At 36.8% G+C, this 16,322-nt stretch carries 17 protein-coding genes; 5 read left to right on the forward strand and 12 right to left on the reverse strand.

What is annotated here, in order from left to right; genetic code table 11:
• Nucleotides 1-29 precede the first annotated feature (29 nt).
• Complete coding sequence (locus tag NX902_RS24225; RefSeq protein ID WP_095329370.1) at nt 30-812, reverse strand: transporter substrate-binding domain-containing protein; 783 nt, start codon at nt 810-812, stop codon at nt 30-32.
• A 609-nt stretch (nt 813-1,421) separates the two neighbouring features.
• Between NX902_RS24225 and NX902_RS24230 the strand changes: the two genes are divergently transcribed.
• A complete protein-coding gene (locus NX902_RS24230; protein ID WP_123258599.1) occupies nt 1,422-2,147 on the forward strand; it encodes a hypothetical protein in 726 nt (241 codons plus the stop codon).
• Nucleotides 2,148-2,586: 439 nt separating this feature from the next.
• Here NX902_RS24230 and pdxR read toward each other — a convergent pair whose 3' ends face one another.
• Nucleotides 2,587-4,020 carry a MocR-like pyridoxine biosynthesis transcription factor PdxR gene (gene pdxR / locus NX902_RS24235; protein WP_163187297.1) on the reverse strand — a complete coding sequence of 478 codons (1,434 nt, stop codon included), beginning with the start codon at nt 4,018-4,020 and terminating at the stop codon, nt 2,587-2,589.
• A 146-nt stretch (nt 4,021-4,166) separates the two neighbouring features.
• Here pdxR and NX902_RS24240 point away from each other — a divergent pair, with 146 nt between their 5' ends.
• Nucleotides 4,167-5,078, forward strand: a complete 912-nt coding sequence (locus tag NX902_RS24240) for a DMT family transporter (protein WP_123260217.1) — start codon at nt 4,167-4,169, stop codon at nt 5,076-5,078.
• Between the two features lie 271 nt (nt 5,079-5,349).
• Here the strand turns inward: NX902_RS24240 and NX902_RS24245 are convergent, their stop codons facing one another.
• The 3 genes from NX902_RS24245 to NX902_RS24255 all read right to left on the reverse strand — a co-directional run bounded on the left by NX902_RS24245 (nt 5,350) and on the right by NX902_RS24255 (nt 7,979).
• Complete coding sequence (locus NX902_RS24245; protein WP_249928534.1) at nt 5,350-6,306, reverse strand: TRM11 family SAM-dependent methyltransferase; 957 nt, start codon at nt 6,304-6,306, stop codon at nt 5,350-5,352.
• A gap of 447 nt (nt 6,307-6,753) precedes the next feature.
• Nucleotides 6,754-7,233, reverse strand: a complete 480-nt coding sequence (locus tag NX902_RS24250; RefSeq protein WP_095333325.1) for a hypothetical protein — start codon at nt 7,231-7,233, stop codon at nt 6,754-6,756.
• Nucleotides 7,234-7,337: 104 nt separating this feature from the next.
• Nucleotides 7,338-7,979 (reverse strand): RNA polymerase sigma factor, encoded by a 642-nt coding sequence (locus NX902_RS24255; RefSeq protein WP_123260216.1) that lies wholly within the window; start codon nt 7,977-7,979, stop codon nt 7,338-7,340.
• 94 nt (nt 7,980-8,073) lie between these two features.
• Here NX902_RS24255 and NX902_RS24260 point away from each other — a divergent pair, with 94 nt between their 5' ends.
• Both NX902_RS24260 and NX902_RS24265 read left to right on the forward strand, forming a co-directional pair.
• Nucleotides 8,074-8,502 (forward strand): VOC family protein, encoded by a 429-nt coding sequence (locus tag NX902_RS24260; RefSeq protein ID WP_095333320.1) that lies wholly within the window; start codon nt 8,074-8,076, stop codon nt 8,500-8,502.
• Nucleotides 8,503-8,788: 286 nt separating this feature from the next.
• Complete coding sequence (locus NX902_RS24265; protein WP_095333318.1) at nt 8,789-10,300, forward strand: nitrate/nitrite transporter; 1,512 nt, start codon at nt 8,789-8,791, stop codon at nt 10,298-10,300.
• Between the two features lie 65 nt (nt 10,301-10,365).
• On the opposite strand, the gene cyoE is transcribed toward NX902_RS24265, so the two are convergent.
• Nucleotides 10,366-11,289: a heme o synthase gene (gene cyoE, locus NX902_RS24270; protein WP_095333315.1), complete on the reverse strand. Its 924-nt coding sequence runs from the start codon at nt 11,287-11,289 to the stop codon at nt 10,366-10,368.
• A 57-nt stretch (nt 11,290-11,346) separates the two neighbouring features.
• Nucleotides 11,347-11,931 (reverse strand): molybdenum cofactor guanylyltransferase, encoded by a 585-nt coding sequence (locus NX902_RS24275; protein ID WP_341161053.1) that lies wholly within the window; start codon nt 11,929-11,931, stop codon nt 11,347-11,349.
• Between the two features lie 157 nt (nt 11,932-12,088).
• On the opposite strand from NX902_RS24275, the gene NX902_RS24280 reads away from it, so the two are divergent.
• A complete protein-coding gene (locus NX902_RS24280; protein ID WP_095333327.1) occupies nt 12,089-12,769 on the forward strand; it encodes a Crp/Fnr family transcriptional regulator in 681 nt (226 codons plus the stop codon).
• Here NX902_RS24280 and mobB read toward each other — a convergent pair.
• From mobB to NX902_RS24305, 5 genes are read right to left on the reverse strand one after another with little or no spacing between them, the layout of a single operon-like run.
• A complete protein-coding gene (mobB, locus tag NX902_RS24285) occupies nt 12,766-13,266 on the reverse strand; it encodes a molybdopterin-guanine dinucleotide biosynthesis protein B (RefSeq protein WP_095333311.1) in 501 nt (166 codons plus the stop codon). The genes NX902_RS24280 and mobB overlap by 4 nt on opposite strands.
• 37 nt (nt 13,267-13,303) lie before the next feature.
• Entirely contained in the window at nt 13,304-13,534 is a 231-nt protein-coding gene (moaD, locus tag NX902_RS24290) for a molybdopterin converting factor subunit 1 (RefSeq protein WP_095258333.1), read from the reverse strand.
• A gap of 1 nt (nt 13,535) precedes the next feature.
• Nucleotides 13,536-14,006 carry a molybdenum cofactor biosynthesis protein MoaE gene (locus NX902_RS24295; protein WP_095333309.1) on the reverse strand — a complete coding sequence of 157 codons (471 nt, stop codon included), beginning with the start codon at nt 14,004-14,006 and terminating at the stop codon, nt 13,536-13,538.
• Nucleotides 13,996-15,288, reverse strand: coding sequence for a molybdopterin molybdotransferase MoeA (locus NX902_RS24300; protein ID WP_095333307.1), 1,293 nt, complete (start codon nt 15,286-15,288; stop codon nt 13,996-13,998). Before NX902_RS24300 ends, NX902_RS24295 begins: the two co-directional genes overlap by 11 nt.
• Nucleotides 15,289-15,297: 9 nt before the next feature.
• Complete coding sequence (locus NX902_RS24305) at nt 15,298-16,308, reverse strand: ThiF family adenylyltransferase (RefSeq protein ID WP_095333305.1); 1,011 nt, start codon at nt 16,306-16,308, stop codon at nt 15,298-15,300.
• Nucleotides 16,309-16,322 lie beyond the last annotated feature (14 nt).

The following is a 16,322-nucleotide window of genomic DNA, read 5'->3' on the forward strand; positions in this document are numbered from 1 at the left end:
TATTACTTCCTTTCTATTCTGGTATAAATTTATTCTGGTTTAGTCGTAATGTCCTCTCCAAAATATTTCATGCTAATGCGAGTAAGTGTCCCATCCTCTCGGAGTTTTTCCAAGGCTTGGTTTACTCGCTTCAATAGTTTTGGATTATCTTTGGGAAGAACTATCGCTTGTTCACTGCGATCAATTAACTGCTGTGCTTTAATCTTAAACCCTTCCTGTGCAGCACTTTTCCCTGTTACAAAATCGGTGATTACTGCATCATGGCGACCGCTGCTTAACGCTTGTAAAGCCGTAATATCACTGTCATATGTTTTTATTTTGTCCGTATACTTGGAGGCAGTATCGGCATATGTAGAACCTTTTGCAACAGCTACTTCCTTTCCCTTTAAATCGTCGACCGTCTTAATTGAACTATCTGGTCTGGTGAAAATTTGCGGGCCCGAGTAGTAGTAAGGAGTACTGAAGGCAACATGTTTGCTCCGCTGCGGATTAATCGTGTGACTGGCAACGGCTGCATCTGCACGTCCTGTTTTCACCCCTTCTACAATCCCTTTGAATTTAATTCGCTTCTGAACTGGTTCAAGTCCCATTTCTTTTGCAAGTGCTTCGCCAACTTCAACATCAAATCCTGACATGGTGAGATCGTTATTTATATAACTAAATGGCTTAAACTCACCAGAAGCAGCAAAAACAAATTGATTTTTATTAATCAGTTCAGATCCATCTGCAAGCTTCTCCTTTTCGGCACAAGCAGATAAAAGGCAGAGCCCGATTAAACTGAAGAACAGTAGTATCTTTTTATTCAACAACATGTTGGCTATCCATCCTTTTTCTTTCATTTACTTTTTACCATTACCTCTAACTTGATATATTGCTTATGGAAATATATACCCCTTATCCTTCTGATAAAACAAAAAAGTCAGGTAGATTAATAGTAGGTAATTCCGTTTTGTGAATAAAACACTATAAATACATGTAAATTTGCTAGCTTGCAATATAGCAAATAACACCCCTAATCGCTTCTTAACAATAAATATTGAATCGTGCAATCGGGGTGTTATTTTGCTTGTTATTTGGTATGTCATTTTTATCTCATTCAGGAAATTTCAATAGTTATAATTCTGATGCCTGCTATAAGAAATATATTTTTACACTTAAATAAATGAGTTCAAATAAAAAGACAAAATCCAGAAGAAAATCCATTTTGTTCAATTCTTATTCAAAATAGATTTTTTGTGTTTGCTGTTAAATAAGGAATTAATGTGATATTTCTGAGAAAGATGTCCATGCCTACTACCAATATTCCAATGTTTTTCTATATTATAATTAGCAGAATAACTGGCTCAAAATCTCTGAGTATGGTTTTGTTATGTAGATTTAGGTTATTTACTATACTAACCTAAAAATTTGGTGGGATTAAAATGACGATTAGTCTAAGTCTTGTTTTTGTAATTGGATTTATTTTTATTCATTTCTTTTCTAAAACAATGAAGTTTATCAAAGATTCACCTAGAAGTAGATTTCTCTCAATCGCTGGTGGTATAGCAGTTTCTTATGTATTTATCCATCTAATGCCCGAGTTAAGCAAACATCAAAGAGTATTAGAGCAATTAGGAGATAAAGGAATTTTTCACCTATTTGAGAATCACGCCTATCTGATAGCTCTGCTGGGATTAACTATTTTCTATGGACTAGAAAAGATGGTTAAAAAATCAAAAAAAGAAAGTGGGACAAAAAAATCGAAAACCGGTGTATTTTGGATTCATATAACATCTTTTTTTGTATATAACGCGCTAATTGGTTATCTTTTGATTAGAGAAACATATAGAAGCAATTGGGGAATGTTATTCTACTTCTTAGCAATGGCGGTTCATTTTGTTACCAATGATCACAGTCTAAGAAAAGATCACAAAGAAATATATGACCATTTTGGTAGATGGTTACTAACATTAGCAATATTATTTGGATGGATGGTTGGCTTATTTACTGAATTAAAGGAAATTTATATTTCCATGCTCACAGCATTCTTGGCAGGGGGGATAATTTTAAATGTACTGAAGGAAGAGTTACCAGAAGAAAGAGAGAGCAGTTTCATTGCTTTTTTCCTTGGTTTGGTGAGCTATTCTGTCTTGTTATTGCTTGTTTAGCTAGAAAGTTTTGAAGTGTTTAAATAGCCAAAGCATAAGTAAGAAAAAAGAAAGCTTGTAAATAATGCTACTTAAACCAAAAGATCCGTCCGTTAAATAAGGGATACATTTTTACTAATAGGAAAAAATAGGAATATCTATAAAACGACATTCCTAAATTATTACTGATAAACTTCTTTCTATCCAAATAGAACCAGTAAAGAATGGTTCACTAATTAATGGTAGTTCGGCCAAGACATTATGTTTTATATTTTACGGGAACCACCACCATTTTTTCTTTACTGAAAATTTTTCTTCTAGAACAAGATATGCACTCATTGTTAGAGCAGTAAGTACATATTTCTTAATTGTTTTTTTGCTATAAGCGGAATAGATAAACAAGGTAAAGTAACCATTAGAATGAGAAGCCAAATTTTTTCACAGCATAAATATTTACAATCTAACTACCTACAAGTTCTCTTATAATTTTGCTTAACTGGTAAATTCCCTTTTTCAAGTTAGCGATGGAGGCATAGCTATAAGAAAGGCGAAGATAACGGTTAGAATCTTGACCATATATACTTCCAGGGTTCAGTAATATGCCTCTGTCTAAGGCTTTTACATAAAGTTCTTTCATGGAAATTTTTGAAGTTATTTTTAACCAAATAAAGAATCCACCCTTTGGTGTATACCAAGAAGCTATATCGCTTAAATAATATTCTAATGTTTCTAACATAACTGTCCGTCTTTTTTTTAACTCTTCTCGTACCAAGCCAAGGTGTTGTTCATATAACCCACTTTTAAACCATTCAGCTGCTACTCTTTGAGATATGGAGCTGGAACCATAATCTGTCTGCATTTTTATATCGGATAATCGTTCAATGACTGGTTCTGGTCCAACAATCCATCCAATCCTTAAACCAGGGCTTAACGATTTAGATAGACTGCCTAAATACAATACATGACCATGTTTATCATTTGCCTTAATAGGAGAAGGTGAAATTTCATCAAGCCATAATTCTCGATAAATATCGTCTTCAATCATAGGAAGCTGTTCCTTTTTACAAATGCTAAGGAGCTCTTGGCGTCGTTTGTCAGGCATTAAGATACCTGTAGGGTTATGAAAACAGGGAATGGAATACAAAATGGCTCTGTTGCGTTGTTTATTTGTGATGGAAATAGAGTTAGGTATAAGTCCATCTTCATCAATTGGTAGTCCTGTAAGCTTCATCCCAGCAGATTGAAAAACACGAAGGGAATAAAGATAGGAAGGTTGTTCCAGTAAAACACTTGAACCTCTATGGAGTAGCCCCACTGAAATTAATTGCAGAGCCTGTAATGCACCAGATACAATTAAAATGGAAGAAGGGGAAGCCTGAATACCGATAGTTTTAAGATAATCACTCAAAGCTTCTCTTAAAGGAAGAAACCCTTTTGGTTCTTCATACCCAAAAGCCTCTAATTGGTCAGATACTCTTCTTAACACTGATTTCATTGTTTCTAAGGGAAATAAATCTTTAGATAACTCCCCTTTGCTAAGTTGTATAAGATCAGCATTAGATTCGGCCAAATTTATTTCCTGTACAGTTGATTGACTTGGTCTAAGTAATCCAGATTTTACATGTTCATCCCAATCAGGTGGTGGATTTGTAGCCAATAAAGTCCATGTGTTATTCGCTACGTATGTGCCTAATCCAATTTTAGCCTCAATTAATCCATCAGCCATTAACTCTTCCAAAGCAGTAATAATTGTACTTCTATTAACCTCGAATCTTTTTGCTAATACTCTTTGGCTAGGTATTTTACTTCCGATTGGCCACTCTCCATTAGATATTTTCTCTTTAATAAAATCGATTATTTGTTGATATTTTGGAGTTTTAATTTTCAATACCAATTCCGTTTACCTCCATTAAAATTCCCTTATCACTTAAGTGGTTGGTTTTTTTCTTTTTTAACTGGTTGCAGACATTTTAACAAATCTTAAATACTATGGGAAAGAAAAATAGAATTGGTTGGAAATTTTATCGAGGATGTGAACATATGCCGTATAAATTGAATATTAGGATAGTAGTGGCAAATTGTCTTATAATTTTTCTTTGGGGATCAGCTTTTACAGGGATTCGGGTCGGATTACAATCTTATACACCTGAGCACCTTGCCCTATTTAGAATGTTAGTGGGTTCCATATTACTCATAGGAATTGCTATTATTTTTAAAATGAAATTGCCTGAATTTAAAGATATTCCCATTATATTTTTGTTTGGATTTTTAGGCTTTACTGTATACCATTTGGCATTAAATATAGGAGAAAAGACAGTTAGTTCAGGAATTGCCAGTTTACTGGTCTCAACTACACCGATTATTTGCGCTTTTTTAGCTGGTTGGTTTCTCCAGGAAAAATTCGGAATATCAAAATGGATTGGATCTATTATTAGCTTTTTTGGAGTAGCTTTGATTTCCTTAGGAACATGGGGTTTTGGAACTGGCAGTGGAATTTTATTTATTCTTATAGCATCAATATCAGAAAGTTTTTATTTTGTTTTTCAAACGCATTATATTAAGAAGTATGGTTTTTTCGCCTTTACTGTTTATACCATTATTGCTGGGACTATTTGTATGCTTTTTCTTCTCCCGGGTTTAGTAGGAGAAATTACAAATTCTTCATTAGAGTCCACTTTAAGCGTCATATATTTAGGGATATTCCCTACCATTATTCCGTATATAATATTAGCTTACTTAACTTTACGTGTTGGGTCCTCTGTAGCAACTAGTTCGCTTTATTTAACTCCAGCACTTTCATTTGTGATTGGGTGGTTTTGGCTTGGTGAAAAACCAACACAGGTATCTCTATTAGGGGGACTACTAATATTAGCAGGGGTATCGTTTATTCATCTTAATTTAGAAAAATTACAAATTAGATTTAATTTGAGAAGAAGGGGATTTCAAAAATAAGTAAAGGAAGTTAAGTGAATTTGTATAATAAAAATAATCTGATGTTGAATATATCTCTATTTAGAGATAGGAAGATTTCCATAATAATTGAATTGAAAGGGAATTAGCCTGTTAAGAAATATACTTAAAGTAATGGGGGAGCTCGTTGAAGAAAACAACTTTGCAAACAAAACGATTGGATAATAAATCCAATCGTTTTGTTTGTTATCATATATTAGTTCATCGAGTATTTAAACTACAAGTTAATCCTCATCTATTCCATCCCTATGCCTTAGCAGCAAACGATTGTTTGCCGTATAAATTTTCCCTTTGGGACTTCACACCGATCTACTATTTCAAAACCTGCTTCACCCAGTATTCCATCTATATCTTCAGTCGTTACGATGACCATTTTTTTAGCAAAGCGACGGGCGCTTTGCAGCATTGCAAATTTTTCCTCATCGGAAACAACGGAGCAAAGATTATATGGCATGTCGATAATTGCCACATCATACATTTCTGTTATGTCTCTGATATCCCTTAAAAATACAGGACCAGAAAGTCCAAAATGGGCGAGATTGTTCCGAATGCCCTTCATGACTAAGGGATTATAATCACTGCCTGTTATATTAACTCCCATCGATAAAGCCTCTACCAATACTGTCCCGATGCCACAGCATGGATCAATCACCTTCACTCCTCTTAATTCTGGAACTGCAATATTTACTAGCGCTCTAGCCATTCGGGTAGTTAGTGCAGTTGAGTAGTTATGAGGTTTCTGTTGATGAATAAGCCACATACCCTGATTTTCCGAATAGTATCCGAAATACCATTTTCCTTTTAACTTGGTAATAGCAAATACTATCTCTGGATTATGAAGACTTGCTGCACCTGGAACCAAGCATCCAATTTGTCTAGCGATTCCTTTCCTATCATTAAATTCCATTTTATCAAGGGGATCGATGTCCCGATAATTGATGCCGATTACCTTATACGTACTAGGCAAAGAAGGCATTGCCTCTACCCTTTGTTTTAGCTCTTCTAACGTATCACCTGTAAATAGAACCGCTATTTTTTCTTTTATAAAAGGACTCCTGCTTGGATCTCTATTTATACTGCTCTCTAATACAAAGGCATGTAAGTCAGCACGAAATAGAGAACGAACTTCTAATTTACATAGGTGTTCTTCTTCCTCCGCATAATTGAAGGTATACAAGAAGGTATTCGGGACCAATCTATTTTGACTCAAGTTCTTTCTCCTCCTTTTTTTTGGATAAGCCCTTGAGCTGTTCCACGTTTTCATGAAAATAGTAAAACGGGGCTGAGACAAAACTAAAAAGGATAATGCTTAAAGCTGAATAATCATTTGTTGAATTAGACGAATGATAAATAAAATCTATTTTTGTTTCTCGCCCCATTTTATAAGATTAGTGAAATGGAGTGGAAGACACTCGACTCCTGCGGGAAATAGAGGAAAGGCTGAGACCCCGCAGCGCAGTGAGGAGGCTCAGCTTCCTCCCCGCGGAAAGCGAGTGACTGGAGCGCAATGGAACGAACTTGTTTTTTAGCTATAAAAAAGATAAATCAGCGAAAAGAAAAACGCGAACTATTACGATGTTTTATTGTATTATAGTTTGGCTTTTTCTTTATGTAAAATTCTTTTGTCCCACCCTCTGCGTTGTTTTTCCTACGTATCTTAAATGGAAGACTTGTTAAAGCCTTCTTCCTTTAAGTATTCACAAGCTTCCTCGTAGCTTGAAAAACTATTTTCTAGATTGACTCCGGCATATATATTCCAAAACCCTTCTTCTTGAAGAAGAAGGAGTGTATTATTTTCCGTATCAATCCATGTTTCTTCTTCCACTGTTTCTTCCTCGACCGTCTCTTCTTCTTGTATATTCGGTCTTAATGATTGAATGGATTTTTCAATAATTTCTTTTAGTTCTTCTTTTGAAAAATCTCTAATATTGACCATCCCTTTTTCATCTGTCTCATACTCATTCAGCTTGTCCGCATATACAAATCCGTTTCCATTGGGATGTAAGTGATACACGACGTTCTTTTTGTCACTTCCACTTTCCGCATAATGAAAATTAACGCGTTTTAATGAAACATTCTTTCGTTCTAATTGAGGGAACTCCTCAATAATATTTAGTTTTTCTTCAAATGATAGCATATTTGCCTCCCGAATTTTTATTATATTATTATAATTAGTCTCCGTTCTAATTGTGGGTAAAACTAATATACCACGTTTTATTAGTATGAATATAGTTCAACTTATTAGGATGTAATTTCTAAAATATTTCCATCTGGGTCTATAACATAGAATCGAGAATGGATAGAACCTCTTCTTACCTTAAAATTTTGTGATTCTAATAGTCGATAAAGATAAAATATTTGCATCGGTTTCGCTTCCCGTATTGCTTTAGTGAGTGCAATAATAATTTCTTGATTAGAAGAGGGGATTTTTATATTATTATTTTGTAATTTTAGTTTCTTTCTAGACCGATGAAGTGCTGTTTTAATCGCCTCATTACTTATTCTTAACATGGATGCCATTTCTTTTGAAGTGTAGCCAAATACATCCTTCAAGGTAACTAGCATAGCCTGTTTTAAAGGTAGGGTGGTAAGTAAAATTTCTATTAAACCATCGTAATCTATAAAATCGTAGGCTTCTCCGAAAATGTCCTCATTAAATAAAATACTCTCTTTATATTTCCTGTTCTCATCGATAAACTGATTTTTTGCCACAGTACATAAATAAGAAAATGTAAACTCCCTTTTCGGCTCTGCCTTTTTTATTTTATAAACCTTTAGGATCGTTTCTTGTACTAGATCCTCGGCTGTCCAAGGAGACCCTGACAACCTTAAACAATATTTATAAAGTTTCTTAATCACAACCTCGATATCTTCAAAAACCATGTTTCCTCCTCTTTTATATAAATTTATATGTAAGTGTAACTTTTCCACTATTATATTCGTTATAAGGAAGAATTTCATTTCAAGGAGGAAAATTATGTTTAAAGTAGGTAGTATATTTATTCCCGTTACAGATATTAAGAAATCTACCGATTGGTATGTAAAGTTTCTTGGTGTGAAGATAATCGATAGTTGGGAGGATGGTGCCGGCTTTTATTTACCAGCTGGAACAACACAATTAGCCTTAGTAAAAGTAGAATCCCCCCAGCCTACTGAATTTATTATTAAAGGGGATCAGAAGAACTCCTATTTTAATTTTGTCGTTGATAATATTGAAGCTGCCCATCAACAATTTAGAAACAATGGCATCGTTACTACCGAAATCGATGATTTTGGCGGAATGAAATTTTTTGATTTCTTTGACTTGGACGGTAACCCATTTAGTGTCGTTAATGAAGTGAGCAATTCTCCCTTCCACTCAGAAAATGTGAGAGAAATGCAAGAAAGAGATAAAACAAAGAAATAACTATTAAAAAAAGAATTACCCATACTTTTTTGATGGTAATTCTTTTTTCTTTCACAGTAGGATATGTTCAAGTCGTTATTATCCCCATTTAATAATATTTGGACAAAGTTTATCTGATGCCGCCTTCCTTACAGCCAGAGACTGAAATGGTCCCATTAACAGTAAATATAATAAAAAAAACAAAATTTTGCTGGCTATATGTGAAGTAAATCACACGTAGACAGCAAAATTTTTTTTATTGTTGTATAGAGGACAAATATGAAATCATAAGAAAGGATATCGTCATATGAAAAAACAAACGATTCAACTAAATCTGCAAACGTTTAATCTTGTCATTGGATTCATGGTGTGGGTGATCTTATCCTCCCTAATGCCTAGTATTCGAGAAGATATTTCATTAACAGCATCACAAGTGTCATTAGTGACGGCGCTTCCTGTTATTTTAGGTTCTATACTGCGGATTCCCATAGGCTTTTATACAAACCGCTATGGAGCAAGACTATTATTTAGTATTAGTTTTTTTATTCTTCTATTTCCCGTCTACTTTATTAGTATAGCTAATTCATTCTCAGATTTAGTAATTGGTGGATTATTTCTTGGAGTCGGCGGAGCTGTCTTTTCCATTGGTGTCACCTCGTTACCAAAATATTATCCGAAAGAAAAACATGGTTTTATTAATGGAATTTATGGCGTAGGTAACATTGGTACAGCCGTTACTTCCTTCGGAGCCCCTGTTATCGCAGCAATGCTCGGTTGGAATAAAGCGGTTCAGATGTATCTTGTCTTATTATTATTGTTTATAGCTTTAACTGTTTTTTTAGGAGATAAGCAGGAAAGTAAAGAGCATGTCGCTTTATCTAAGCAATTTAAAGCTGTATACAAAAATGCGACATTATGGGCGTTAAGTCTTTTCTATTTTATTACCTTTGGAGCTTTCGTGGCGTTTACCGTTTATTTACCTAATTTCTTATCTACTCATTTTGAATTGAGTACGGTTGATGCAGGAATGAGAACGGCAGGGTTCATAGCGCTTGCGACTTTCCTAAGACCAGTTGGTGGCTGGCTTGCTGATAAATTTAACCCGTATATTATTTTAATGATAACATTTATCGGCATCACTGCTTCAGGTATCATTTTATCATTTTCCCCAACCTTGACTTTATACACGATCGGAACATTATCTGTCGCTGTAACAGCAGGTATCGGGAATGGAACGATCTTTAAATTAGTTCCATTGCACTTTCCAAAGCAAGCTGGGATTGTGAATGGAATAGTTTCTGCCATTGGTGGTTTAGGCGGGTTCTTCCCACCTCTTATTTTGACTGCGGTTGAACAAATGACAGGGCAATATTCGATCGGATTTATGGCATTGTCCCAATTTGCATTGGTTAGCTTCGTTATTGTAGTTTGGATGTATTATCAAGATGAGAAAAACATCGAGAAGCAGATCATAGAAAACACAGCCGAAGCAATTATGTTAACAGATAAAAAACGCGTCATTAAACGGGTAAATTCTGCATTTTCACGGATTACTGGGTATACAACAGAGGAAGCCTTAGGAAATACTCCTGTGCTCCTCCAGTCGGGCAAACACGACAAGTCCTTTTACCAAGAAATGTGGAAATCGATTGATCAGCATGACTTCTGGGAGGGTGAAATATGGAATAAAAGAAAAGATGGCTCCTTTTATTTACAATGGTTGACCATTAGTGCCATCAAAAATAATGTCGGGGAAGTCCGGTATTATGTCGGGATATTTAACGATTTAAGTACAGCAAAAAGGGAGATAAACGCTTAAGTTCATATAAGTGTAAAGGCGAAGGACCATGATTTACTATCATTCTTCGCCTTCTTATTTTTTCTCTACTTAACTTTGAAGCAAAGAGTGAGGATAGTCATGTAAATAAATATGATCATTAAGTAATTCACAGAGTATAAAAAATTCCAATGCGCCCATTTCCATTGATCTCTTACCAAGAATCCCGATAAAGCTAAAATAAGCCAGCCCATTGTGAAAACAAATGTCACGATCACAAATACTTTTCCAAATGAAGCAAGGAGAAAGGGAATTGGTAACAGACATGCAATATAAAATAACATGTGATATTTTGTTTTAGTTATTCCCGATACAACTGGCAGCATTGCTACCTTCGCGTCCGCATACTCTTGAAACTTTTTAATAGCGATGGCATAGGTGTGAGGCATTTGCCAGATAAACAAAAGCAAAAATAAGGCAAGTGGGATTTTATGAAGAATAGACCCAACTGCCGCCCATCCCATCAATGGGGTCACAGCCCCTGATAAACTGCCTATCAATGTATTAAAAGCATAGCGGCGTTTAGACCACATTGTATATAAAAAGACATACGTAAACCAACCGATGAACGCAAATAACGTAGTCTTCATATTCACCATCAGTAAAAAAATAAAGCCAGCTATCGTGAAGCCTATTCCTAAAATAAGCACCGTCTGCAGTGGCACATTACCTGTTACGGTTGGGCGCTTTTGCGTACGCTCCATGATGGAATCAATATCCACGTCATACCAATTATTCAGTACCAATGCTCCTCCCATTACCAAAGTTGAACCAAGTAAAACAAAGATAAATTCCATCCAGTAATCTAAAAATCCTTCTCTAAGGATGTTCAGTGCTAATAGAAAGGAAGTCAGCACTGGCAAAACATTAGCTAATAATACCTTACATTTAATTAACAATAATAAATCGTGAACTGTCCATTTATAAAGAGGCTTCTGTAATTGCTGCTTCGTATCCTTATTTATGTTCATTTCCTTATATTCCTTGTCTCTAATTTATAGCACCTATCCAGGCATTTATACTCTTGGCTACTTCTTTATTAGATAATCGTAATCCCGCTGATAATTCAAATTGTAAAAAGGCTCTTCATCTTCCACCTCAACTGTTTTTACCTTTAGCTTTTGAAGGAGCTGATAAACAGCATAGTCCCCAGCTTGCAGCATTTCCTCAATGATAGGAGCAACGGTCGCATGATATACACCGACTAAAGGTTGTAACCTTCCTTTACAAAATGGAATAATTGCCTGATATCCAGGCTGGATTTCCTTTACGATCAAATGAATCGTAGCTTCTGTCATAAATGGGACATCGGTAGGGATGACTAAATACCATGTACTTCGATTTTCCTGCATGGCAGAATATATCCCGGCAAGCGGGCCTTTTTCTTTTATAGAAGGCAAATCTATCAGGATAGAAACATCTGCCTCTGCACTTTTTATCTGATCTACATAATGCGGCTGGGTTACCATGTATACATGTTTAACAAAAGGGGTAATAGCATCCAGACTATGATGATAAAAAGCTTTTCCATTATGCTCGGCAAACATCTTCGGCGAACCAAAGCGGCTTGATTTTCCTCCTGCCAATAAAATACCAACGATAGGTTGCTGCATGTCATCACTCCATACTTAGACGCTTATTGTTTAAAAATTGTCATTAAGTTTTAGTTTTTCAACGAGCTACTTGCATTTTTTTCATGCTATCATGGAAATGAAACCATGATAAGGGGGTCTCCACGTGAAAATTCCAATACAAGCATCAAGGAAAAGAATGATTTCTCCAGAACTGCGGCATTTGCTTGTGTCTATTGGTACAAAGAAAAAAATATATAAAGACCATTATCTATTCCGCGAAGGAGAAGAAGCAAAAGAAATTTATTTACTAGAATCCGGTTTAGTTCAAATTAGCAAGCTTACTGCAGAAGGAAACGAACTATTGCTGCGGCTTTGTAAACAAGATGATATCGTCGGTGAGCTAACGCTGTTTGCTGATAATCCAAAGTTTCTATTAAGCTGTAAAACGCTCCAAACCGGTGAGGTCTATGTGATAAAAAGAAGCAAATTAGAAAAAGAATTAATGGCTAACAGCGCACTCACCTTTGAATTCATGCGCTGGGTAAGTGACCACATGAGAAAATTCCAATCAAAGCTGCGCGATTTACTATTAAATGGAAAAAAAGGTGCTGTCTATTCTACCTTAATTCGCTTATCCAATAGTTACGGTGTCCCTGTGGATGATGGCATCCTTATCGACATGACCTTAACAAATCAAGAGCTAGGAAGGTTCTGCGCAACTACAAGGGAAAGTGTGAACCGCATGCTCGGTGACCTTCGGAAAAACAATATTATTTCTTTGAATACACAAGGAAAAATAATCCTTCACGACATTGAGTATTTACGTCAGGCGATCGGCTGTGAAAACTGCCCGCTGGAAATGTGTAATATTGATTAATGAAGCAGATTTTGCGTGTATTGTTCCAGAAGCCAACAGGCCAATTTTTCTAATTGATTAGGCTTAAATATCGGAACAGATATTTCTTCTAAAGGAATACTAGAAACTACCGCTTTCAGGTTAGATACTTTATTTATTAGATGGATATCCTCTTGCTCCCCAATTAGCACAATTTTCGGCTTTGGTTCATGCTTGTATCCTTCTATAAATAGAATATCTACGTTTAATAGCGTGTATAATTGTAAAATTACATCTAGATTCCATTCCTTATTTGTCGCAATTTGCAGCAGGTTTTCTCCTTGCACACCAGCAAAATCTGCTCCTGCTTGAAGATGTTTTGCATTATCTGTCTTCTCCCACCCTAAAGGAGGGCCTCCATGTCCATGGTGCTTGATTGCTGCCACTTGGTAATGGTATTTTGAAAAGTATCCTATTAAATGCTCTACTAAAGTGGTTTTCCCACGATTTTTATAACCGATAATTTGTACACATTGCATGTGCTATCATCCTTTAATATCAATTGAACTAACTGCTTCACCCGCCGCTGACTGGCGGAATGAGTGCCACTACATCATCTTTTTGGATCATAGCTTGGCCCCTTGCGAATTCTTCATTTACGGCAATCATGACCTGGTCTAAAGAATCAATCCCATAGCTTTGTTGAAAGGCTTCTTTAAATGTCTGAACCGTCTGTGCTTCCCAATCCAGCTCTAATTCTGATGTGCCAAGCTGCTCTTGTAAATGTGCAAACACCAATATTTTCATTTTAAATGCCTCCCTCGTTTGTTGACCATGGATCATGATAGGGGATTTGCTCGAGCTGATCTCCAATCCATGTTTCGCCGTTTTCCCAATGCTCTTTTTTCCATATTGGTACTATTTGCTTAATTCGTTCAATCGCATACTGATTTGCCTGGTATGCAGCTTCACGATGCGGGGAAGAAACCGCTATTACGACGGCAATATCCGTAATTTCTAATCTACCAATTCGATGGGTGATTGCAATTTCGGTATTCGGCCATTTTTCCGTTATCTCATGTCCAATTTGTTCCAACATTTTTATTGCCATTGGAATATATGCTTCGTATTGTAAATAGATGGTACGCTTTCCTTTCGTCCATTCCCTTACCGTTCCAATAAATGTTGTAATGGCACCTGCCTCAGGACGCGTTACTTTGTCAATAAGTTCATCGATTGCAATAGGCTGATCCACGATTTTGTAACGCTTAGTGTCCATGCTGTCTCTCCTTTAATTGATAATTGTTTAAGAACTCGGCATCCCCTTCTGCATATTCGAGTAATAAGGCAACCACACTGCTTCCTTGTTCATATCCCCTTGTGCCTCCTGGTAATACAATCAATACATCTGCTTCTCCTAATGAGGAAACGACATTTGATTTATCTAGCCCGATCGGCGTGACAACAGGTTGTGCTTCGGTAAAATAAAGCTTGCCGCGCACAAATCGATCAAATGGATTTGGCTTTGCAAAATCCAATCCAAGCCTAGCTTGGATTGCTTTATTATAGGCTAGTGGATTTCCTAAAAAGAACTGGAGCACTGGTCTTACAAAAAGCTCAAAGCCGACATAGCACGCAGATGGATTACCAGATAACCCGAATAACAGTTTGCCAGCTAATTCGGCAACAGTTGTTACACTGCCCGGTCGCATCCCTACCTTATTAAATAATACATTTGCTCCCATTCTCCGATAAATCTCTGGCAAGTAATCATAATCCCCTACTGACACACCACCTGTTGTTATTAAAAAGTCCACCTGTTCAATCGCTGTATTTACTTGGTTATAACATACTTCTAAATCATCGATAAATTGACCGAAATAGATTGCCTTTGCGCCAGCTCGTTCTAATTGGGCCATAATCATATATGCGTTACTATTTCTAATTTTCCCTAGTACAAGTGGTTCATCTACTTCTAGTAATTCACTGCCTGTCGCAATCACTCCTACAGTCGGCTTTTTTGCTACAGGGACTTGCTTATAGCCAAATGTGGCAAGTAGTGCGACAATTCCTGGGTTAATTCGAGTTCCTTTTCTAACAATGGCATCATTCTTTGTTGTATCTTCGCCTTGAAAGGAAATGTTATCATTCGGCTTCACTTTACGTTTTATGCAAATCTTGTGCTCGGATACTTCCTCTACTAGTTCTAGCATGATAACAGCATCACATCCAACAGGAATCGGCCCTCCTGTCATAATCCGGACCGCTTGATTTTCCCTAACGGTATTTGCAAAAACTTCCCCGGCGCCAATATGACCGATAACAGATAGTGTGATAGGATTTTCTGTTGATGCTCTGCAAGTGTCACTGGAGCGAATAGCATATCCATCATATGGCGAACGATCAAATGGGGGCACATCATGATCGGCCAGAACATCTTCTGCCAGAACTCGATCCATACTTTGTTCCAATGCTATATGTTCAATGTCGCCTGCTGCCCCATATTGCATGACTCGTTCAATTGCTTCTGTAACTTTTATTGGTTCTCGCCGTTCCATCATTATCCCCCCTTAACCTACTAGCTGATAGTAAATTTTTTTCGCTTCTGTAACGGAATTAGTGCCATGTATTAATGTTCTCCCATCAAGGAAAAAGACAATTCGATAGGACTGGTACGTAATCGATACTAGATATTCATTCTGTTTTACACTTGTAAATACTTGAAATCGGGCTGCTAATGCTGCTAAGGAGTGTGATGTACTCGCCCTAAGCTGGACCGTATCTCTTCCACACAAGACTTCCGTCTTCACCTGATTTTGGTATGCTAATGCTGGATATGTCGGGGTCATCCCACAAGTAAGGCACTCATCCCGCTTTACTCCCTCCACTCTAATCGTTTGATAAAGGTTATTCCAGAGATCAAACGTTAAATAAGTGGCTCGTTGTTTACCTGCTGCACCTGTTAGGAGCTTCAATGCTTCAGCTGTTTGATGTGCTACAACCATTTGCACGGCAGGACCAATGATTCCAACTGCATCACATGTCACACCTGCTACCGGTATGGCGTCAAGCAAACAACGTAAGCAAGGTGTTTCATTTGGAATAACCGTATAGCTCATTCCCGTAGCACCGACACAGGCACCAAAAATCCAAGGTATCCTATGCTGGTGCAACGCATCATTCAAGATAAATCGAGTATCAAAATTGTCAGTTGCGTCCATTACCAGATCCACATCTTTTATTAATGGCTCAAGCGTTTCACCTGTTACATCCATCACATGTGCATGGATCTTTATACACTGATTTATTTCCCGCAGGTGTTGTTGAGCTGCAATTGCCTTAGGGAGCTGCTGCTCTACATCTTTTTCCGTAAACAGATGCTGGCGTTGTAAATTACTCTCTTCTACATAATCTCGATCCACAATAGATACTTCCCCAACTCCCGCGCGGACAAGTGCTTCTGCATTAGCCGATCCTAAAGCTCCACACCCTACTATTAATACGTGCTTTTTCGCCATTTGCTCTTGTCCATGCTCGCCAATTGGCTGAAAACGTATTTGTCTGGAATATCGATTATTCATCGCTTTGCTCTCCT

Source organism: Niallia sp. FSL W8-0954 (assembly GCF_038005605.1).
In the GTDB taxonomy this organism is placed as follows: Bacteria; Bacillota; Bacilli; order Bacillales; family Cytobacillaceae; genus Niallia; species Niallia circulans_A.